At 43.7% G+C, this 20,805-nt stretch carries 18 protein-coding genes; 13 read left to right on the top strand and 5 right to left on the bottom strand.

What is annotated here, in order from left to right:
* Positions 1-921 (bottom strand): DUF58 domain-containing protein, encoded by a 921-nt coding sequence (locus QMG91_RS25840; protein WP_281830881.1) that lies wholly within the window; start codon positions 919-921, stop codon positions 1-3.
* 8 nt (positions 922-929) lie between these two features.
* Positions 930-1,886 (bottom strand): AAA family ATPase, encoded by a 957-nt coding sequence (locus QMG91_RS25835; protein ID WP_045964877.1) that lies wholly within the window; start codon positions 1,884-1,886, stop codon positions 930-932.
* A gap of 273 nt (positions 1,887-2,159) precedes the next feature.
* Here QMG91_RS25835 and QMG91_RS25830 point away from each other — a divergent pair, with 273 nt between their 5' ends.
* From QMG91_RS25830 to QMG91_RS25815, 4 genes are all read left to right on the top strand, one after another.
* Positions 2,160-4,076 carry a methyl-accepting chemotaxis protein gene (locus QMG91_RS25830; RefSeq protein WP_004399960.1) on the top strand — a complete coding sequence of 639 codons (1,917 nt, stop codon included), beginning with the start codon at positions 2,160-2,162 and terminating at the stop codon, positions 4,074-4,076.
* A 111-nt stretch (positions 4,077-4,187) separates the two neighbouring features.
* Positions 4,188-4,388: a restriction endonuclease subunit S gene (locus QMG91_RS25825; protein WP_281830878.1), complete on the top strand. Its 201-nt coding sequence runs from the start codon at positions 4,188-4,190 to the stop codon at positions 4,386-4,388.
* 780 nt (positions 4,389-5,168) lie between these two features.
* The gene (locus QMG91_RS25820; RefSeq protein ID WP_022561802.1) at positions 5,169-5,822 is read left to right on the top strand and encodes a LuxR C-terminal-related transcriptional regulator; all 654 of its coding nucleotides are present in this window, start codon (positions 5,169-5,171) and stop codon (positions 5,820-5,822) included.
* A 94-nt stretch (positions 5,823-5,916) separates the two neighbouring features.
* Positions 5,917-6,096: a hypothetical protein gene (locus QMG91_RS25815; protein ID WP_004399955.1), complete on the top strand. Its 180-nt coding sequence runs from the start codon at positions 5,917-5,919 to the stop codon at positions 6,094-6,096.
* Positions 6,097-6,139: 43 nt separating this feature from the next.
* Here QMG91_RS25815 and malK read toward each other — a convergent pair whose 3' ends face one another.
* Entirely contained in the window at positions 6,140-7,249 is a 1,110-nt protein-coding gene (gene malK / locus QMG91_RS25810) for a maltose/maltodextrin ABC transporter ATP-binding protein MalK (RefSeq protein ID WP_281830876.1), read from the bottom strand.
* 386 nt (positions 7,250-7,635) lie between these two features.
* Between malK and malE the strand changes: the two genes are divergently transcribed.
* The 3 genes from malE to malG all read left to right on the top strand — a co-directional run bounded on the left by malE (position 7,636) and on the right by malG (position 11,415).
* Positions 7,636-8,817, top strand: coding sequence for a maltose/maltodextrin ABC transporter substrate-binding protein MalE (malE, locus tag QMG91_RS25805; RefSeq protein ID WP_281830874.1), 1,182 nt, complete (start codon positions 7,636-7,638; stop codon positions 8,815-8,817).
* A gap of 126 nt (positions 8,818-8,943) precedes the next feature.
* On the top strand, positions 8,944-10,515 hold the full coding sequence (gene malF / locus QMG91_RS25800; protein WP_281830872.1) for a maltose ABC transporter permease MalF: 1,572 nt from the start codon (positions 8,944-8,946) through the stop codon (positions 10,513-10,515).
* Positions 10,516-10,524: 9 nt separating this feature from the next.
* Positions 10,525-11,415: a maltose ABC transporter permease MalG gene (gene malG, locus QMG91_RS25795; RefSeq protein WP_281830870.1), complete on the top strand. Its 891-nt coding sequence runs from the start codon at positions 10,525-10,527 to the stop codon at positions 11,413-11,415.
* A gap of 382 nt (positions 11,416-11,797) precedes the next feature.
* On the opposite strand, the gene QMG91_RS25790 is transcribed toward malG, so the two are convergent.
* Both QMG91_RS25790 and QMG91_RS25785 read right to left on the bottom strand, forming a co-directional pair.
* Positions 11,798-12,034, bottom strand: a complete 237-nt coding sequence (locus QMG91_RS25790) for a hypothetical protein (RefSeq protein ID WP_022561796.1) — start codon at positions 12,032-12,034, stop codon at positions 11,798-11,800.
* A 316-nt stretch (positions 12,035-12,350) separates the two neighbouring features.
* The gene (locus QMG91_RS25785) at positions 12,351-12,833 is read right to left on the bottom strand and encodes an acyl-CoA thioesterase (RefSeq protein ID WP_281830868.1); all 483 of its coding nucleotides are present in this window, start codon (positions 12,831-12,833) and stop codon (positions 12,351-12,353) included.
* Positions 12,834-13,393: 560 nt separating this feature from the next.
* Here QMG91_RS25785 and QMG91_RS25780 point away from each other — a divergent pair.
* The 6 genes from QMG91_RS25780 to QMG91_RS25755 all read left to right on the top strand — a co-directional run bounded on the left by QMG91_RS25780 (position 13,394) and on the right by QMG91_RS25755 (position 20,805).
* Complete coding sequence (locus QMG91_RS25780) at positions 13,394-14,041, top strand: LuxR C-terminal-related transcriptional regulator (RefSeq protein WP_022561795.1); 648 nt, start codon at positions 13,394-13,396, stop codon at positions 14,039-14,041.
* Between the two features lie 324 nt (positions 14,042-14,365).
* Positions 14,366-15,751, top strand: coding sequence for an undecaprenyl-phosphate glucose phosphotransferase (locus QMG91_RS25775; protein WP_409351272.1), 1,386 nt, complete (start codon positions 14,366-14,368; stop codon positions 15,749-15,751).
* Positions 15,752-15,770: 19 nt separating this feature from the next.
* Positions 15,771-17,015: an outer membrane beta-barrel protein gene (locus QMG91_RS25770; protein ID WP_281830866.1), complete on the top strand. Its 1,245-nt coding sequence runs from the start codon at positions 15,771-15,773 to the stop codon at positions 17,013-17,015.
* Between the two features lie 8 nt (positions 17,016-17,023).
* Complete coding sequence (locus QMG91_RS25765; RefSeq protein ID WP_004401477.1) at positions 17,024-17,560, top strand: polysaccharide biosynthesis/export family protein; 537 nt, start codon at positions 17,024-17,026, stop codon at positions 17,558-17,560.
* 27 nt (positions 17,561-17,587) lie between these two features.
* Complete coding sequence (locus tag QMG91_RS25760) at positions 17,588-19,798, top strand: GumC family protein (RefSeq protein WP_281830864.1); 2,211 nt, start codon at positions 17,588-17,590, stop codon at positions 19,796-19,798.
* Positions 19,799-19,809: 11 nt separating this feature from the next.
* Positions 19,810-20,805, top strand: coding sequence for a glycosyltransferase family 2 protein (locus QMG91_RS25755; protein WP_281830862.1), 996 nt, complete (start codon positions 19,810-19,812; stop codon positions 20,803-20,805).

The following is a 20,805-nucleotide window of genomic DNA, read 5'->3' as shown; positions in this document are numbered from 1 at the left end:
CTAACCTCTGTGTAGTTGTTCCATTAGGCTTTCCCCACATGAAATGTGGCTGAAATGAATGCCTAACTTGTTAAAGCCTGATTTCAGTTTTTCTGAGCGGGACTCAAAATCTTGCTGAAAACTTTGTTTGGTTTTGGAAGATGAAAAGTCGACCCATCGACTGCGCCTGCCATCGCTAACGGCGTTTTGACCCTTGTAGTGAGTGACGCCCTGTTCTAACGGGTCAAAGATCTGAATTGCCCGGATGCGGTTGTGCTGAGCGATTTGACTCAGACGAACAAATTCATCGTCTTCAAACGATAGGAAATCACTCAACAATACGATATCGCTGCCCTTTGGGCATAAGCGATGCAGTGCTTCCAGTGAGGTTGTCCATCCAAGCCCTTCACGTTTCTCTTCGGTTGACTGCAACGATTCATTATGCGCATTGATCAGCGAATCCAGTACATTCAGAACCCCTTTCGCACGGGCGGTTGGCTTGATATCAATCATCTTATGACCGTCAGAAATCACAGCGCCTAGGCGGTCACCAGTTTGAACTGATAGCCAACCAACCAGGCTTGCAAGATGTGCAGCCTGAACAGACTTCAAAAGTAGGGAAGAGCCAAAACGCATACTGCTGCTCAGGTCAATAAACAGGATGACAGGCTGCTCTCTTTCCTCTTCGAAAAGTTTGGTGTGTACTTTTCCTGTACGTGCCGTTACCCGCCAGTCGATAGAGCGAATGTCATCGCCAGCTTGATATTGTCTGACTTCGGCGAAGTTCATTCCTCGTCCTTTCGCCCGGCTTTGATGGCTTCCGCTCAATTGTGACCACAAGCTTTTGGCAGGAGGAAGCCATTTGCAGGTCTGGCTTTTGTAGTAGAGCAGTTCTTCAATAGAAAGAAATGCACCATTGGCGTAAGGTGGCAATTGCGACATGGTTCCCCCTACGCGCTGCCAACCAGAGAGAGTAAGGTTTTCACCGCGTGGTTCGCTGTGATGCCTTGTGCCTGAGCCGAGTAACTCAGCAACATTCTGTGGCGGAGTACAGGGTAAGCCATCACCTGAACATCTTCTGGCGTCACAAAATCGCGACCACTTAACCAGGCGTGTGCTCTGGCTGCGCGATCAAGCGCGATCGTTGCGCGAGGACTCACCCCCATTTCAAGCCAGTTGGCAAGTTCATCGCTGTAAGTCTCTGGTTGTCTTGTCGCCATGATCAAACGGATGATGTATTGCTCGATAGACTCATCCATGTGCAGCGAAAGAGCGTCGTTTCGGGCTGCAAAGATATCTGCTTGGCTAATCTTAACGGGCTGAGCGGTTTCATGATTTAGCGCTTCGCCTCGGTTCAGACGCAAAATAGCCAGTTCGCTCTCGGCATCCGGGTAATCCACTTCAAGGTGAAGCAGGAATCGGTCAAGTTGCGCTTCTGGCAACGGATAGGTGCCTTCCTGCTCAATCGGGTTTTGCGTAGCAATTACCAGAAATAAATCAGGCAGAGCGTAAGTTTTACTACCAGCTGTGACCTGACCTTCCGCCATGGCTTCAAGCATTGCTGCCTGTACTTTTGCAGGAGCACGGTTGATTTCATCAGCCAGAATTAAGGAATGAAAAATAGGACCCTTCTGGAAACTAAACGTGCCTGTTTCCGGACGATAGATATCGGTTCCGGTTAAGTCTGCTGGCAACAAATCAGGGGTGAACTGAACTCGGTGGAAATCGCTTTCAATGCAGTCTGCCAGACACTTTACAGCTCTGGTTTTGGCAAGACCGGGTGGCCCTTCAACCAAAATGTGACCATCTGCCAGTAATGCAACAAGTATTTGCTTAATCAGCTCATTTTGACCAATGACTTGCGAATTTAAATGTGCCTGCAACTGCTGAAATAAGTTCATTTGCATGTCTAAAAGGGCTCCAGTTAACAACTTTGTCGACAAATCCGACTAACAAAAATGAAAAAAGTTCAGCAACAAGATATTGGTTCGTTTAGAAAAATCAAGATTAAAGGCATCGATTCATAAAACGCTTACAAGTAAATTGTAAAAATGTCAGTAAAGGTTCTGTATAATCTGCCGATACGTTACAAACTGTTACCTACTTCAGCCTAACTTTGATTGACAAAAAAAGAACGTTGAAGACTCCTCCTACCCCTAGTTTTAAATAAGGCAAATCTTATGATCGGCTCTCTCTCTATGAGCATTAAACAAAAGATCGTTATTGGTATGGCTTTCGCAGTGCTAGCTTCTACCAGTATCGTTGGCTTTATGGCTCAAAACCAAGCACGTGATGTATTAGAACATCGCCTAGTTCAAATTGAACTTCCTTCCATGCTGAACCTAGTCAGCTCTGAAGTGGATCAGGAAGTCTCTCAGCTTCTTAACGCTGCTGAGCAGATTGCTAACAACACATTCATTCAACAGGCAGTCAGTACAACAGACCGCGATCCGGCAACAGAAAAAATGCTGGTAGAACAATTAAATAATGTTCGCGCTCAGTACAATTTGAATGATGCGTCTGTTGCAAACCGTGAATCCGCGTATTACTGGAACCAAAATGGGTTCCTGCGTCAGTTAAATCGTCAACAGGATGGCTGGTTTTTCGGGTTTACTTCTTCTGGTCAGGAAACCATGGTGAGCGTATTTACTGAAGCAAATGGTGAAGTGAAAATGTTTGCCAACTATCAGATCACCAGTGGTAAAACCATGTCTGGCTTATCTAAGTCTCTGAACGACATGGTTTCTCTTCTTAACAGTTTCCAGATTGAACAGTCCGGTTTTGTCTTTCTGACTGACTCTCAGGGTAAGGTTCAGATTCACAAGCAATCTTCGAAAACCAATACCAACCTTTCTGGAATCTACGGTTCTGAAGCTTCTCAACTACTGAATAAATCTGGCTATAACATTGTTCGCTCTCAATACGACGGTGTAGACGTTTTTGTTGTTAGCCAGTACGTACCTTCAATGGACTGGTTTATCGTCGCGCAGGTGCCGGTAGATGAAGTATTTGCGGAACTTGATTCCACAGCACAGAAGATGATGATTACGACGCTAGTCGTCGCGCTGATCTTCGTAGCATTAAGCCTGATTCTGGCGGGCAGTATTACTAAACCAATTAATGTGATAGCAGAGCGTTTCCGTCAGCTAGGTGAAGGTGACGGCGATTTGGCTCAGCGTATTGAAATTAATGGTAAAGATGAAATCGCGAAGCTGTCTCAGGGCTTTAACGGGTTCATTGAAAAAATCCATAATTCTGTAAAAGAAGTGGCTGAAACCAGTAATGCGCTTCAGATTGCGGCAGAGGGTGTCGCCGAGAAATCGCACATTACCCATGACAACAGTCAGAATCAGCGCGATCAGACCATTCAGGTGGTGACGGCGATTAATGAGATGGGTGCTACCATCAGTGAGATCGCTTCAAATGCAGCAACAGCAGCAGAGACTGCAAGTGGCGCTGAATCAAATACTGAAGATGGTCGTGGCGTTGTTTTCCGTGCCAAAGACGCAATCAGCCGCTTGGCATCGGACATTGAGCACATTGGTGGTGTTGTACAGAAACTGGCAGGCACAACACAGGACATTGGTTCTATTCTGGATGTGATTCGAGACATTTCAGAGCAAACAAACCTGCTGGCATTGAACGCCGCAATCGAAGCAGCGCGCGCAGGTGAGCAAGGGCGTGGATTTGCTGTTGTAGCAGACGAAGTACGAAACCTGGCAAGCCGCACTGCGGATTCAACAGAAGAAATCCAGAAGATGATCAATCAGCTTCAGGCTGACGCACAAGATGCAGTATCTGCAATGGAAGCCGGACAGGCGGTGACCATGGAAGGGGTAGAATCTACCGATCAGGCTGTGGAAGTTCTGGGATTAATTTCTGAAAGTATCAGCGATATTTCAGACAGAAATACTCAGGTTGCAACGGCGACAGAAGAGCAGTCTACCGTGGTGCACACTATTAACGAGAACATTGAGGAAATCAATTCCATCAATGAGCTGACAACGAATACAGCACAAGAGTTGGCAGATGCCAGTGCCGAGCTTCAGTCACTCTCTAAACGACTGGACGCGATGGTGGGTAACTTTAAACTTTAAGATTCTGAGGCACTGATTGTGCCTCGTTTCTTCTGGTTCATGTGCCGAAACTGGAATCTTAAGGCAACTTGAGTATAAAATTACGGAAGTGATTTTGTAAGGTAAAGCGTTATGAGTGATTTTGAAAAAGAACTAGAAGCCATCTCAGAAGAGATGAACAGTGAGCCAGAAGTGAAGCTACCTTCTATTGAAGAGCAGCGTGAGATCGTGGCAAAACTGAAAGAACTGGAAGCCCGCGGAGAGTTGACTCCTGAAATCATGGAAGAATATTTTGGGAAGTTTGTTGAGAAGGGTGCTACCCCAATTCACTAAATTTCTTTTATTAGAGATCATATAAGACATCAAAGCGCCTGTTAGGGCGCTTTTTTATTGCCTAGTAAACAAGACCTTAAATTCGGTGCTGACTTTTCTGTCGGAAGCGACGTCACTCATTCGAAATTTTTGACAATGATTATTGAGATACATATCAATATAATTTAATCGGGCAGTAGTTTGTAAACCTTATACCCAAGTAACCTCAATATGCTAGGTTCAGCGAGAATTAACTGTCTTTCAGACAAGACACCGATTTGAAGATCTAGTGGTTCTAAATCAAGAATCGGTAACGCAGTATGAAAGACAGTTAAACTCGCCCTTGGGAGCCCATATTCTGTTCCATTTCATCGTCAAAGAACTTGGAAAGGACTCGTCATTCCGCTTCGTTCCTGATTTTGAAATAGAGAGGCTTGAACTGAAACAGAATATGAGGCTCTGAATCCTGCATCTTGAGGTCACTTGGGTATATTTATTTTTACAAGAAGATGTGCGCCAAAATAAAAAGTTTGGCGTGATTCAGTCGCAAATAAATACACACACTTAGTGATATTACTCACTTTATTATTGAGTTCTCCATTCGATAAAATTAAGCAAACAGAATTCTCAAATAAAAGATTAAGATTGTCTCAATTGTGAGATTTCTTTTGAATCAATTGGTTAGATAGGCTATTGATACGCATTCTGTTGTATTTGAAGTGCGTGCCTTGACAACGAAAAATATATTAATAACGTATAGAGCTCAATCAGATTGGCATAATAAATATAAGGAACACCGTTGTGTTTACCCTAATAACAAATAACACAATGCAATCGCAGCTGCTTCAGCGATCTTTGGAAGAATCTCTCCATATTTATATGGAAACGCTTCAATTAAAGTCGATATTGGAAAACGAAGATATTCATCTTTCTCTCCCTTCTGATAGCTTCGTTGTCATTGACATGAGCGTAATTTGTGATGAATTCTTATCCAAGTACCTGAAATATAAAAAGCGACATTTCCCTCAATGCCAAGAGGTATTGCTGAATTGTGAAAAGGAATTGGAATACAAATCGCTGATGAATTGGCCAAATCTGGTCGGTGTTTTTTATTTAGACGATTCAATAGACACCTTGTCAAAAGGTATTAATGCTATTCAGAATGGCGATATGTGGTTGAGCCGCAAGCTCGCTCAGGAATACATCGTTTATTATCGCCAGCGTCAGACCAATACCACAAACGACCTTTATTCAAAGCTCACACGGCGCGAACAGCAAATTATTCGCCACTTAGCGAAAGGTGCGACCAACACAGAAATTGCGGACAAGCTTTTTGTTAGTGAGAATACGGTGAAAACCCATCTCCATAATCTGTTTAAGAAAATTCACGCAAAGAATCGACTTCAGGCTCTTATTTGGGCAAAGGAAAACATCAGCCAGGAAGAGCTGGTTTAATTCATTTAAATTTCGCCGAATCAAGTATCTTGAGGATACTTGATTATATATGGTCTACGCTTTTCTAGAGGAAGTCCGCTGGGGGAGCGAGAGTATGGCAGACAATGAAGACAAGCCCGAAAGCTTGCGAAGCAGAGAAGCGATGGTTGATGACCTGCATGAAGAAACCTGGGTTGAGAAGATTGAATCACTTATTCTGCACTTAGAGCAGTCCAATCAAACCCTTCACAAAGAGGTGTTTGAACGCATAAAGTGGACAGATGGAATCAACTGATCTTTGTTCAAAAAAACAGAGCCCGAAAACGGGCTCTGTTTTTTTATATGCCTTTCTCTCTCAACAACCGTTTACAGGCTTTGCCATCTTTATGGAACAAATGACAGCGGTGCGGAGCGATGCCGACGTCAAAATGCATCTCTGTTTCGACTTCGATTGTGTCTGGTGCTCGGTAAATGAACTCGGAGCCGGAATGATCAAGAGTCAGATAAACTTGCGTTTCGTTCCCTAGCTTTTCTACAACCTGAACAATGCCACCGAGTTGCACTTCAGATTCTTCAGCGTCGGTAAGGTGCTCTGGTCTTATTCCCAATACCATCTGTTCTCCACCTACCAGTTCAGAACCATCAACTTGAACCCAGAATGTCTGGTCTTGTGAAGCCTGAACAAGAACACGTTCTGATTCGGCTTTTTCAACCCGTACATCTATGAAGTTCATTTTAGGCGATCCGATAAAACCAGCGACAAACTGGTTTTGAGGGTAGTGATACAGTTCTAGTGGTCTACCTACCTGCGAAACGTAACCTGCATCCAGTACAACGATTTTATCGGCCATTGTCATGGCTTCGACTTGATCGTGCGTAACGTAGATCATGGTGCAGCCCAGCTGCTTCTGCAGTTTGGTGATTTCGCTGCGCATCTGGACTCGTAATGCCGCATCTAAGTTGGATAAGGGTTCATCTAGCAAAAACACATCTGGCTGCGAAACTAAAGTTCGACCAATCGCAACACGCTGGCGTTGTCCTCCGGAAAGGGCTTTCGGCTGTCTTTCTAGCAAATGGCTAAGCTGAAGTATGTCGGCGGCTTTGGTTACGCGCTCTTTTATTTCTCCCTTATCTGCCTTTGCCAACTTCAGACCAAAAGACATATTGTCGTACAGGTTTAAATGAGGGTAGAGCGCATAAGACTGGAAAACCATACCCACTCCACGTTTGGAGGGTTCAACGTCATTCATCCGAGTATCACCAATGAACAGATCGCCAGATGTAATATCTTCAAGACCCGCGATGCACCTTAATAACGTTGATTTTCCGCAACCCGATGGACCAACAAATACGACAAACTCGCCTTGTTCTATATCCAAGTCAATGTTCTTTGAAATTAAAGTATCGCCATAGGCTTTGGATACATTCTTAAGCGTTACGCTTGCCATACTGCTTTCCTTTCTTGTAAATCTTTGAACTATAGGGATAATTCTATCTGTCGGTATTTCCAGCTATTCTAGCCGATTCTCGCACTGTCTGGGTATATTGCCCGAACAGGGATTGAAAAAGATCCTCCTGATTTAAAGGCGGACAGGGGGAGTAGGTGGGGAGGAGTACGCTCTAATCAGTCATCAACGGAAGGCTTTCCCCACCTGAGACTTCTTGGGGCTAGTCACACTAACGTCATATTTTGTGATCTTAATCTTCATATAAACTCCAAATTGATCACGAAAGTGTAATACAGCCCTGAAGGCGTAGTGATTAGGATGATGATGTTTCATTGGAGGTAACGCAGTATTAGCCTTGCACCCTACATATTAAAAAGGATAACAATATGAAAGCTCCCATTCGTGCGATTGCACTTTGCACTCTTGCCTCTATCGGAACTTTACCAGCGTATGCTGCGATTGAAGAAGGTCAGTTAACCATCTGGATTAACGGCGATAAAGGGTATAACGGTCTGGCTGAAGTTGGGAAGCGCTTCGAAGAAGATACCGGAATTAAAGTGACGGTAGCTCACCCTGATTCTTTGCAGGATAAGTTTCCTCAAACGGCGTCAACTGGTGATGGTCCGGACATTGTGTTCTGGGCACACGACCGATTTGGTGGTTATGCGGAGTCGGGTCTATTAGTGGAAGTGAACCCTTCGAAAGAGATCAAAGAGGGCATCGTTGATTTTGCATGGGATGCGGTTACCTACAAAGGCAAATACATTGGTTATCCTGTCGCTGTTGAATCTTTATCACTGATTTACAATAAGGACTTGTTGCCAGCGCCTCCGAAAAACTGGGAAGAAGTTGAAGCCATCAATGCCAAGCTTAAGAAAGAAGGCAAGTCTGCCATTATGTGGAACCTGAAGGAACCTTACTTTACCTGGCCTTTGATGGCGGCAGACGGAGGATACGCGTTTAAGACCAAAACTGGTGGTTATGACGTTAAGAATGCTGGCATCAATAAAGATGGCGTTGCTGCAGCCATGAAATTTGTGAAGTCTCTGGCTGATAAAGGCGTGATTTCTCCTGACATGGATTACTCCGTATCGGAATCTGAATTCAACAAGGGCAACGTAGCGATGACAATTAATGGTCCTTGGGCTTGGGGTAACATTGAAAAATCTGGCATCAACTATGGTGTTGCAACCTTACCTAAATTTAACGGTCAGCCATCTAAACCATTTGTTGGCGTCTTAACCGCGGGGATCAGCACGGCGTCTCCAAATAAAGATCTGGCTGTCGAGTTCATTGAGAGCTACTTACTGACTAACGAAGGGCTACGCACAGTTAACGATGACAAACCGCTTGGTGCTGTTGCTTTGAATTCCTTCCAGCAGGAAATTGCTGCAGATAAACGAATCGCGGCTACCATGACAAACGCACAAAATGGTGAGGTGATGCCAAATATCCCTCAAATGAACGCATTCTGGAGCTCGGCTAAAAATGCTGTGATCAACATCGTCGATGGTCGCCAGAGCGTTGAGTCCGCGTTAAGTGATGCAGAAAAGCAAATGACCAAGTAGATCTAAATGGCGGTACACTCAGGTATTAGGGTGTACCGTCTTTACCATTACTGACTTGATCTTATTCCATGATCACGGTGACTCAGGTCAGCAGACCTCATTATTTGTTTTTTTGCAGGTGCCAATATGCAGTCAGTGTCGAGCGCCGGACACTTCAAAGAACCGGCTTCTCCTTCCTCTTCTACAAAAGGCTCAGCAGTTAAGTGGCTGACTCTGCTTGCTGTATCTTTGCTTAATGGTTACGCAAGTGTCTTGATGTACGCTCAGGGTGAGTTTGCGTTCGCTATATTAACCGTTGTTTTAACAGCACTCGCTATCGCCATTTTTGGCAACAGAAAAGCTTATGCTCATCGTTACATTTACCCCGGTATTGCCGGGATGATTCTGTTCATCATTTTCCCTCTGGTTTATACCGTAGGCTTGGCTTTTACAAACTACAGTGCGAAGAACCAACTGTCTTTCGAAAGAGCTCAGTCGGTGCTTTTGGCACAAACCTTTCAAAGTGGCGAGAGCTATCCTTTTCAGTTGCATTCAATTGACAGTCGTTACCGGATATACGTTAAACAAGGCGATGACTGGTTAGCCTCTCCGGCTATAGATTTCACACAGCCGCCAGCACAAGCCATTCAACTGGAGCCCACTGAACAGTTACGAGGCACTAAAGAGAAGATTAAAACGGTCATCAAGTACAGAAAAACGCTATCTGACCTAACGTTTAATGCGCCAGATGGTGCTTCTTTGACCATGAATGGTCTGAGAAAAATGGGGTCAGTAGCGCCAAGATATTCGTTACTTGAGGATGGAGAATCACTTCACAACAACGAAAATCAACTGACTTACAAACCTAATTTCGATATTGGATATTATCAGCCGTATGAGAATGGAGAATATGTAGGAGACCCCGTATCGCCCGGATTCATTGTTACCATAGGAGCTGCCAACTTTGAACGTGTCTGGAAAGATGAAGGGATAAAAGAACCCTTTATAGGTATCTTCATCTGGACCATTGTTTTCTCGGTGTGTACGGTTGTATTTACTTTGATGATCGGATTGGTGCTTGCGAGTGTCGTTCAATGGGAGGCACTGAAAGGAAGAGCTATCTACCGAGTGATGCTCATTCTTCCTTATGCGGTACCGTCTTTTATCTCAATCCTGATTTTCAAGGGGTTGTTTAATCAGAGTTTTGGTGAAATTAACCTGGTACTGAACGCACTGTTTGGAATCAGTCCGAGTTGGTTCTCGGATCCGTTTCTTGCAAAAGTAATGGTTCTTACAGTGAACACCTGGCTGGGCTTTCCGTACATGATGATTCTTTGTATGGGGCTTTTGAAAGCCATTCCTGATGACCTCTACGAAGCGTCAGCAATTGACGGTGCAGGACCAATTAAGAATTTTGTTCACATCACCTTTCCTTTGATGATCCGACCGCTAACGCCTCTGCTCATTGCGACCTTTGCGTTCAACTTTAATAACTTCGTGATGATCATGTTGTTGACGGAAGGGGGACCAAATCGAATCGGAACATCCGAGCCTGCAGGTTATACCGATCTTTTGGTGAGCTACACCTACCGGATCGCATTTGAAGGTGCTGGAGGTCAGGACTTTGGTCTGGCAAGTGCTATTGCTACCTTGATCTTCCTGTTAGTTGGTGGGCTTGCATTGCTCAACCTAAGATTTACCAAGTTATCAGAGCGATAGGAGAATAATATGCCAATGGTTCAAGGAAAATCGCTCAGGTATCGAGTCTGGGCAACGCATGCCGCATTGTGGCTTTTTCTGGGGTTGATTCTATTCCCACTCGTCATGGTCATTGCGATTTCATTCAGAGAAGGCAATTTTGCTACAGGCGAGATCATTCCATCTAATCCTTCGATGGAACACTGGAAACTGGCACTTGGCTTTTCTGTTACGCATGAAGATGGTTCTGTTACACCACCGCCTTTCCCGGTTTTGCTCTGGTTGTGGAATTCTGTGAAGGTGGCTGCCGTAAGTTCCGTGTTGATTGTGGCTTTGTCTACCACATCAGCCTACGCGTTTGCTCGTTTAAAGTTTGGTGGAAAGGAAACCATACTGAAAGCCATGATGATTTTTCAGATGTTTCCTGCTGTGCTGGCGCTGGTCGCACTTTATGCATTGTTCGATAAGTTAGGGCAATACATTCCCTTTGTTGGTCTAAACACCCATGGAGGGCTTATCTTTTCGTATCTTGGAGGGATAACTTTGCATGTGTGGACGATAAAAGGTTATTTCGAGACCATTGATTCCTCACTGGAAGAAGCTGCAGCCTTGGATGGCGCGACTCCGTGGCAGGCGTTCAGGCTGGTTCTGTTACCACTTTCTGTTCCAATTCTCGCAGTGGTCTTTATTCTGGCATTCATTGCGGCAATCACAGAAGTTCCTGTCGCTTCCTTGCTTCTTTCTGATGTAGAGACCTATACTTTAGCTGTAGGTATGCAACAGTACTTATATCCACAAAATTATCTATGGGGAGATTTCGCTGCAGCGGCTGTTTTATCTGCAATTCCAATTACTATCGTGTTCTTACTCGCGCAAAGGTGGCTAATTGGAGGATTGACAGCGGGTGGAGTTAAAGGATAATAGAGGTTCGTGATTTATTCACGAGTATAATAATCTGTGTACAATCAACAAATTGGTTTGGCCGCTGATCAGTTGATTCAAGTACACAAAAAAATTACTTGGTTACGCATAGCTGGCTGTTAGCCGAGTTCCTTACATTTTGCTGACAGTTTCTTGTAACAACAGCCCGAGCTTTAAGCTTGGGCTTTTTATTTACTGCTATGGAAAGCGTGCATCCGGTAAAGCGTGTGAGCTTTCCAAATTAGAACTTGCTAAAGGAGACTTTGTGAATATAACAGGAAATCTTGACTTGCAAAGGCTGAGCGACACTTAGTAATCAACCTATCAATGAAATTGCGGCTCACTTCAATCTTATTAGTGAGAAAACTGTAAGTGAGGAGTGCTAAAGATTTTCCTTGCTGGATGGAGCCCAACCCAAGTGTTGCATCAATACGTATATGCTCTCCTGATCCAAAGCCACACGACGAAATAAATCCGCAAACACCTCATCACCTCCAAAGCACGTCTGAATGTAGTGGTTGATTTCATTGGATTGATAGCCCTCCACATACAGAGTTCTTACCCACTGATATTCCACTGACTTAAGATTCCGGATTGTCTGTTCACTTAATTTCATCATTGTTGATTAAAAGCTTCTTGCTGTTGTGTATGCTGAATTTTGTTTCCATTGGCAGGAAACTTCGTGCTTTCAGATAAAGGAAGCATCGCACATTGAAGCAAAAATTCGTTAAGAAATGATGACAGTGGGCTTAGTCGAAAATGAGGTTTTTCCGCAAATACAGTGCCTTGGAAATGAGTGGTTTTGTTAGCTACCGTGAAAGAGTTTATGAGCCAAATAAGAAAGAAAATAGCTGTGATATTGCTCACGCTTAAGAATTTTAAGAAGAGCTCACTTTTCGTGCCACAGTGATAAAGTGAGCCATACGTTAAATCAGTTATTTACCTTTAACATGGGCTTCCATCTCAGCACCAATCTGTTTTCTCATTTCCATCAAGCGAATCGCTGATTCTCTGAGTTCGATATCTTCTGGGGTAGAAGGCACCCATTCAGGGACTTGGGTGGGCTGACCATTTTCATCCACTGCCACCATGATAACGATACAGTGCGTAGTGAGTATCTTGGATGCGGATTTTGGGTCTCCCGCCTGCACATCGAGTGCAATGTGCATTGAAGAGCGACCGGTGTATATGACTTTGGCTGTTACTTCTACCAGATTACCTACTCGTATAGGGGCGACAAATCGAATGCCGCCTGCGTAGGCTGTAATGCAGTATTTACCACTCCACCCAGCCGCACAGGCGTATGCGGCGAGGTCAATCCACTTCATTACGGCGCCACCGTGAACTTTGCCACCAAAATTGACGTCTGTCGGTTCAGCCAGAAAGCGTAGTGTTATCTCTCTTTGACTATTGCTCATAAATTCCAATACCAAGTGTTAAAACTTAAGTGTAGCCCAGGGGTATTGGGGGATCTGTGATAGTGGTAACCCAGCGTAAATTAAAGCTCAATTAAATTGAAATAAATCAACAATAAATTGCATATTTATAAGCTTGATGATTATTTTTGCGGTTGATGTCATGCATTCAAATGAATGCAATATGGTAAGTGGCATCGAATATCGTACTGTCTCTACGTTGCAATGACCCTAGCACTTTTTTGGCTGGCATTCTCAGTTTGCACTAATATTCTAGTACTGAGTTTAGAAATGTATTAGAAAGAGGAATTGAGAGAAAAGTTTTATAAATCTACCTTATTAGTATGTGGGTATTTCTCGTCTCAATACTAAGAAAGAAGTTATAAAGGTATATATATAGAATAGTTTTTTTTGCAAAGTCACTTGGCAATTGTATACTCTCAAGTTTCTGCTTACTTTATTAAGTCGGTTGACTAGATAAGAATGATGCTAGAAAACAATGAGTACGGAGATACTCTTACAAAAAAGGCATTAACATAGACTGATGGAAAATTGGTATTAGTATGGATAACGCAAGCAATAAAGCTAATATAATGTTCATTACCAACAAGAATATTCAAAGTAACTATTTCAAGAGTTACGTTGAATCGCATGTGCCACTTACGGTGACAGTGGTAGATTATGATGGCTTAGAAAACGGACTTCTCACGGGACAAGAGTTCATTGCACTTGTGGATTTGAGTGTTAAGGACAACATTGATTGGATCGCCGCAGTATTGGCTAAATCTGAAGAGTTGGCGGCTGTAGTCTTGCTTAATAGTGAGCAAGACATTGAATTTAAAGAGCTAGTTAAGTGGAAGAAACTTCACGGGTGTTTTGGTGCAGGGGACGACTTAGAAAGCGTATGTAATGGATTGTTATCCATTTCTCAGGGAGAAAACTGGTTACCCAGAAAAGTGATTAATCAATTGCTGAGCTTTTATCAAAAAAATGATTCAAGCTACATGGAAGATGAAGCTATTCAGGTGGACCTGACCCGTAGAGAAATAGAAATCCTGGAAACTTTGAAGACGGGCGAATCAAATATTGAAATCGCAGATAAGTTATTCATAAGTGAGCATACTATCAAGTCACATCTCTACAATATCTTCAAGAAAATTGAGGTTAAGAACCGCCTACAAGCTATGGCTTGGGCTAAAAAACACCTGTAACGCCCTTCTTGCTTAAAAACGATGACAAATAGGCACTAGTTTAGGATGAATTGAAGTACTAAATTTAGTGCCTACTAAAATCATTCTTTTAACCACTTAAATAATTTCAATTTTTCGATAAATTATCTACCGAATTATCAATCATAATAACTAATCGCGTAGCTCTTTCTGGCTTTTATGGTTACACTTAACCTGACAGATAATATAGGTATCTATGTTCGTCTGAATGGTTAGGTGTGAATTAATAAGTAAAGAGGTACGCAATTGCGTGTACTTTAAATCAACACAACTATCGGTCAGATATGGATATGGAAAAGAAAGGGCTTGATCCGCTCTTATGAGACTGAGTTTGCTTTCTTATTTCGGTTAGCTGATATTGGGATAATAGGTGGTTCCCTTTTTGTTTTAACCTTGCTTTATGTAGGCGAGTTTAATCGTGATTACAACCTTATTGGTGTTATAGCGATCATCTCGTATCTACTGTGTGCAGAAAGTGCAAACCTCTATCGATCATGGCGTACAAATACGCTCCGGGAGCAGTGCCAACTGACTCTCCTTCCTTGGTTTGTCGCAACCGTAATTCTTCTTGCTTTAGGCTACTTCACAAAAACAGGTGTCGATTTCTCACGTGTCGTTATTGGTGCGTGGTTTGTTGTCGCACCCGTTATCCTAATGCTATGGCGATGTGTTTATCGTTTCGCATTACTTAACCTTCGTAAAAAAGGGTTCAATACCCGTCGGGCCGTAATTATAGGTTTGACTGAACACGGACTAAAGCTGGCACGCGAGATTGAGCGCAACTCTCAACACGGTGTGGTTCTGGAAGGTTTTTACGATGAAAGAAACGCTGAGCGCCTGCAGAAATCGACGTCTTACAAAATTCTAGGAAATGTTGAGAAAGCTTTGGAGCGAGCAAAAAAAGGCGAAATCGAACACGTCTACATTGCGATGCCGCTTCATGCTAACAAGCGAATCTCAGATTTCTTGGCTCGTTTTTCCGACACTACAGCCAATACCTATCTGGTTCCTGATTTCTTCACATACAACCTTCTGCATTCAAGATGGCACCACATCGGCGATGTTCACACACTGAGTGTATTTGATACGCCATTCAATGGTTTCTCTTCGTGGATCAAGCGTCTTGAAGACATCGTTTTGTCTTCCATCATTCTACTGATGATATCACCTGTGCTTCTTGCCGTAGCGTTAGGCGTTAAGCTTTCGTCTCCGGGACCTGTTTTGTTCAAGCAGGACAGATATGGTCTGGATGGAAGAAAGATCAAAGTCTGGAAATTCCGTTCAATGAAAGTGATGGATAACGGCGCGGTAGTTAAGCAAGCCACGAAGAACGATCCGCGTGTTACTCGCTTCGGTTCTTTTATTCGCCGGACGTCATTGGATGAACTTCCTCAGTTTTTTAATGTTCTTCAGGGCTCAATGTCTATCGTTGGTCCAAGGCCTCATGCTGTCAGCCATAACGAAGAGTTTCGTCAAATAGTCGATCGCTACATGCTTCGTCATAAAGTGAAGCCGGGGATTACTGGCTGGGCTCAGGTGAACGGTTACCGAGGCGAAACAGACACCATTGACAAGATGGAAAAACGTGTCGAATTTGACCTTGCGTATATCCAGAATTGGTCGTTTGGCATGGATCTAAAGATCGTATTTCTGACTATATTTAAAGGGTTCACAGGCAAAGCAGCTTATTAACGCAGAGAGCAGTAAGACTATGAAGTATTTCGTAAAACGTTCCTTATGTCTTGTGTCGGGAATAATGGCGTTGGCAAACGTTGCTCCAATCTCAGCTGAACCTTTTGTCACAGAGTCTGGTATTGAAGTTGCTCCTGGGTTCAAAGCCCGGTTTGGTCAGAATGACAACCTGTTGAGAGTGTCTGACTCAAACGATGCGACTTCAACGTCTTTCCTTGTTGTCGACCCCGGTGTGTCTTTGAAGTTTCAACCACGAGAAAACGAGTTTCTTTTATCTTACAGACTCAGTCATGGGCGTTACTTTTCTAGCTCAGAAGACAATTTCACCGACCATTTCTTTGATAGCCGCAACTTGATCAAGCTGGGTTTGCGTCATGCAATCAAAGCCGACTTGAGAGTCGCGAGTTTACATGAGGCTCGCGGTACCGGGCTTACGGAAGGTGATAATACTTCATCAGCCATTGACAGACCGCTGGAATATGTAAATCGCTCTATCGTCACGACATACATTTACGGGGCTCCGGGAGCAAAAGGAAGAATCGAAGCCAAGTTGGGTTACAGCGATTTGGAGTACAAAAATTTTCGCCATCTTGGCGGTGTTTCAGACTCCAGAAGTTCACGCTTCAAAGACTATGACAATCGTTATGCTGGACTGAAGTTTGCGTATCGTTGGTTAACCAACACAAAGGCGATTTTTGAATACGAGATTGCTAAGAAGAATTATGACTTCACTGCAAACGGTGTGCCTTCCCAAGATAGCTTGACCCACAACTACTACGCTGGTCTTGAATGGGATGTTTCTGGGAAAACCTCCGGATATGCCAAGGTCGGTATTCAGGATAAAAACTTCGACGATTCTGACCGTGAAGACTTTACTGGACTCAGTTGGTTAGTGGGGCTGGACTGGAACCCACTGTATCACTCAACCTGGAGTATTCAGACCTCACAAGTGGCTAGGGATCCTGATCAAGATGGGGATTTTGTGAAAGAAACCATCCTGAATGTTGGGTGGAAGCATTACTGGAGACCGCAGATTTATACGCGCGCAACTGCGGTAGTAAGTAATCAGGAATACACCGGTGCATTTCAGAATGGTGTGTTGCGAGACGAACGTGCAGTCGAGTGGTCTGCCAATGTGGGTTACGAGTTTAATGAAATCGTCGACTTCTTTGTTGGGGTTAAAAAGACGAACAAAACATCAAATTGGGAAGGTTACGGTTATGACCAGTTAGTCTGGTCACTTTCTGGTGCCATTGCATATTAGTTGGAGTTATGAAGAAAACATTTTTATCTTTTTTTGTCGCGATGCTCTCTTTGCTGTCCTTTCAGGGGCTAGCGGCATCATTTGCGACAACTTACCAAATCGGACCTGGTGATCGAATTCAGATAAATGTCTATGGCGAGCCGGATCTTTCTTTTAACGAGCTTTTGATTAACTCAAGTGGCACCTTCGATTACCCATACCTAGGCGAAATGGTTGCAAAAGGGAAAACAGCTCAGCAACTTAAACTTGCCATTGAGAAAGGGTTAAAAGGTGATTACCTGATTAACCCTAAAGTGATGGTTAACTTCATTTCTTTTCGTGAAATTTACGTGAATGGAGAAGTGAAGAAGCCAGGCGGTTACGAGTATCAACCTGGATTGACGGTTGATAAAGCCATTGCCCTCGCTGGTGGATTTACCGACAGAGCTGCGCGTAAAAAAATCAATATTACGCCAAATGGCGAAGGGCAGACCCAAAAAGGGGTTCCCCTTGGGCAGTCTGTTAACCCTGGTGACATCATTGTCATTGAGCAAAGTTTCTTCTAAATCATTGAAAATAAGAATTCAAAATCTATGTTAGTGAAAAGTGACGACTTAAAGCGCAATGACGAGTTCATTGATTTAAGTAAATACATTCAGCTAGTTAAAAGGAATTTACTGGCTATCGTTGTCTTTGCTGTTTTTGTTACTGCTTGTGTAACCTTTTACGTATTGACCATTACTCCTGAATTTAAAGCAACATCTACGTTGTTAATTGAAAATCAACAGAAAAAAGTCATATCAATCGAACAGGTAGTTGGTGTCGATACCAGTAAGCAGGAATATTACCAAACGCAATACGAAATCATTCGCTCAAACCGAATTGCAGAAAAAGTGATCAGCGATTTGGGTATTGGTGTGATTGAAAGTGCAAATAATGCGATTTCAAATTCTGGTGAACCTTCTGGGCTGAAAGCTTTTATTAAAAATGCTAAAGAAACGGTATACAACCTACCCGTTTTATCCAACTACATTAAAAAGCCTTTACCTGTGTTGGACGAGCAGCTAGAAGACAGCCACCGTCAGCGAGTGTTGCGTGAATTTAAGAGTAATTTGTCAGTAACTCCGGTTAAGAATACTCAGTTGGTACACATTACTTTCTTATCAAAAGATCCTTTAATGGCTGCCAATGTGGCCAATGCGGTAGGTGAAGCTTACATTCAAAACCACGTTGAGTCTCAATTAGAAGCGAACCAACAAGCCTCTATTTGGATTAACTCTCGTTTGGGTGAGTTGCAGCTCCAATTACAAGCCTCTGAGCTAAAACTGGCTCAGTTTATGGAGCGAGAAGGATTGGTGGATGCCGCTGGTATCGACAGTCTGGCTACCACAGAGCTGACCAACCTTACCAACCAATTGTCTGAAGCCAGAGATCGCCGTTTAGCGGCAGAATCCCTTTACTCTGTACTTCAGAAAAATCGTGATGCCGATCTTTCGAGCCTGTATGCAATCAAGCAGGTCTCTAATCACCCGCAGATTCGCGACATCCGTTCTAATGAAGTGGATGCGGAAAAGCGCGTATTTGAATTATCCAAGCGTTATGGACCTAAACACGACAAGATGATTCGTGCTCAGGCAGAGCTGAAAGCATTACAGAACCGTTCTACTAAGATTCTGAAGCAGCTTGTTGTTGGTATTGAAAAAGAACTGTCAACGGCGTTGGAGCAAGAACGCGGCTTGAAGAGAGAGTTAGAACTGAAAAAGAAAGAATTCCAGTCCGTAACACTCAAGAAAGCCGAGTTTGAAACACTGCGCCGTGAAGTGAACACCAACCGCCAGCTTTATGATTTGTTCCTGACTCGCCAGAAAGAAACATCGGCAACGAGTGACTATCAAAATGCAATAGCCCGCTTTACGGACCGAGCCAGTATCCCATTGGTGCCAGCTAAACCACGCAAGGTGTTGATTATCGCAATTTCAGCGGTGAGCGCATTTATTATTGGCTTAGCAGCAGCATTCATACTTGAGGCAATGCGAAATACGTTTGAGCGTCGTGCCGATGTAGAAGAGAAGGTGGGTCTTACTGGGCTTGGTAGCGTGCCTAAAATTATAGCTAAGAAGTATCGAAAATCTAAGATTGGCGCTGAATTGTTCCTCGATAAAGAACATAAAGACTTTGGCGAATCGATTCGAAGTATTCGTACCTCATTGATACTCAGCCTTATGCAAAGTAAGCGCAAGTGCGTTGCAATAACCTCTCCGATTTCTGGAGAAGGCAAAACCACGGTGTCTGTAGCACTGGCGGAGTCTTTTGCTGCTATGGAAAAAGTGCTTCTTATTGACTGTGACCTACGTAAGCCATCAGTTGGTGAGAGATTCAGTCTTAGCAATGCTCAACCGGGTATGACCAACTACCTCTTGATGGGAGCTGAGTTGGAAGATTGTATTTATCACCATGAAGAGTCAGGGCTGGATGTGATGACATCAGGTCTTTTGATACCAAACCCTCAAGAGCTGCTTGGTTCTGAACAATATAAAGAAATGATTGAATCACTGAGCGAAAAGTATGATCGAATCATCATCGATACTCCGCCAGTGAATGTAGTGAGCGATCCAATGTTGGTGGCTAACGTGACGACGTCTTGCGTCATGGTAGTGAAAGCAAACAGCACCAAGGTCAATCAACTGAATTTCGCGATTTCTCGCATGCTCAAATACAAGAGTGTGATTGAAGGTGTTGTTCTCAATCAGGATCAAAGTAAAACGCAGGATGCTTATCAGTACTACGGCTATGAGCACAGCTAGGTTATAAAAAAATGGAAAATGTAAACACACCATCAGTTGATATTACGATCCTGTCATGGGATCGGATAGACGATACTCTGGACGCTATTGATAGCGCACTTTCACAGCAAGGGATTGACCTTAAAGTGATCGTTGTGGACCAGGGTTCTAAACCTGACGGGCTGGCAAAATTGCGTCAGCATTGTCTTAAAGATTCTAGAATTCAATTAGTTTGTAATCGCCAAAACTTGGGTGTACCTGGAGGTCGAAATCAGGCATCTGACCAGGGCACAGGAGAGTTCATTGTCGCTCTTGATAATGATGCAGAGTTTGTTGATGAGCATCAGCTTGCTAAAGCTTGTGAACTAATGCGTGCTGAGCCAGAGTTAGGTGCCTTGGCGTTCCGAATCTTGCGCTTTGGGAGTCAGGAGGATGACCTGACAAGCTGGTCTTACCATGACAGTGCAAGCCAAGCCGCAGAAACCACTTTTTACACAGATCGATTTGTCGGTGCTGGTCATATGCTGAGAAGAGAAGCATTTGATGGGATAAAAGGTTACGACTCAGACCTGTTCTTCCTTCATGAAGAGGTTGATCTATCTAAGCGACTGATGAACGCTCATTACAAGATCAAGTATTCACCTGAGGTGGTGATTGGTCACAAAGTGTCTGCTGAGCATCGAGTGGCTTGGACCGGTGGTCGTTGGACGTTTGATGTCCGCAACAAAACTTATCTTCATTTCAAGTTCAGAACTTTCCTGCCAACTGCAGTTTTTCATACCGGCATCCTGGTCTGGAGAGGTATTCGTTCTGGTCTTATCTGGTCAACGTTTAAGGGGCTTTTCCAAGGATTTGGAATGGTACCAAAAGCGGTTCGTGCGTGGAAAACTCAACCAGCCGTTGTTTCTGACGCACAAGCAAAGGCATACATGGATTCCTGCTCTCCTACTCAGGGGATGACCGTTATGCAGCGAATCAAAATGCGCCTTCAAAGTGCTAAGCCTGTACCAGTAAAACCAAAGGGATAA

This window comes from Vibrio nigripulchritudo, from assembly GCF_027924785.1.
Taxonomy (GTDB): Bacteria; Pseudomonadota; Gammaproteobacteria; order Enterobacterales; family Vibrionaceae; genus Vibrio; species Vibrio nigripulchritudo.
This window is presented reverse-complemented; position numbering and strand designations above follow the sequence as displayed.

Excerpts from the sequence above, each read along its gene's own strand:
- QMG91_RS25840 (WP_281830881.1), bottom strand. The coding sequence starts at position 921 with ATGTCGCAATTGCCACCTTACGCCAATGGTGCATTTCTTTCTATTGAA.
- QMG91_RS25835 (WP_045964877.1), bottom strand. The coding sequence starts at position 1,886 with ATGCAAATGAACTTATTTCAGCAGTTGCAGGCACATTTAAATTCGCAA.
- QMG91_RS25830 (WP_004399960.1), top strand. The coding sequence starts at position 2,160 with ATGATCGGCTCTCTCTCTATGAGCATTAAACAAAAGATCGTTATTGGT.
- QMG91_RS25825 (WP_281830878.1), top strand. The coding sequence starts at position 4,188 with ATGAGTGATTTTGAAAAAGAACTAGAAGCCATCTCAGAAGAGATGAAC.
- QMG91_RS25815 (WP_004399955.1), top strand. The coding sequence starts at position 5,917 with ATGGCAGACAATGAAGACAAGCCCGAAAGCTTGCGAAGCAGAGAAGCG.
- malK (WP_281830876.1), bottom strand. The coding sequence starts at position 7,249 with ATGGCAAGCGTAACGCTTAAGAATGTATCCAAAGCCTATGGCGATACT.
- malE (WP_281830874.1), top strand. The coding sequence starts at position 7,636 with ATGAAAGCTCCCATTCGTGCGATTGCACTTTGCACTCTTGCCTCTATC.
- malF (WP_281830872.1), top strand. The coding sequence starts at position 8,944 with ATGCAGTCAGTGTCGAGCGCCGGACACTTCAAAGAACCGGCTTCTCCT.
- malG (WP_281830870.1), top strand. The coding sequence starts at position 10,525 with ATGCCAATGGTTCAAGGAAAATCGCTCAGGTATCGAGTCTGGGCAACG.
- QMG91_RS25790 (WP_022561796.1), bottom strand. The coding sequence starts at position 12,034 with ATGATGAAATTAAGTGAACAGACAATCCGGAATCTTAAGTCAGTGGAA.
- QMG91_RS25785 (WP_281830868.1), bottom strand. The coding sequence starts at position 12,833 with ATGAGCAATAGTCAAAGAGAGATAACACTACGCTTTCTGGCTGAACCG.
- QMG91_RS25780 (WP_022561795.1), top strand. The coding sequence starts at position 13,394 with ATGGATAACGCAAGCAATAAAGCTAATATAATGTTCATTACCAACAAG.
- QMG91_RS25770 (WP_281830866.1), top strand. The coding sequence starts at position 15,771 with ATGAAGTATTTCGTAAAACGTTCCTTATGTCTTGTGTCGGGAATAATG.
- QMG91_RS25765 (WP_004401477.1), top strand. The coding sequence starts at position 17,024 with ATGAAGAAAACATTTTTATCTTTTTTTGTCGCGATGCTCTCTTTGCTG.
- QMG91_RS25760 (WP_281830864.1), top strand. The coding sequence starts at position 17,588 with ATGTTAGTGAAAAGTGACGACTTAAAGCGCAATGACGAGTTCATTGAT.
- QMG91_RS25755 (WP_281830862.1), top strand. The coding sequence starts at position 19,810 with ATGGAAAATGTAAACACACCATCAGTTGATATTACGATCCTGTCATGG.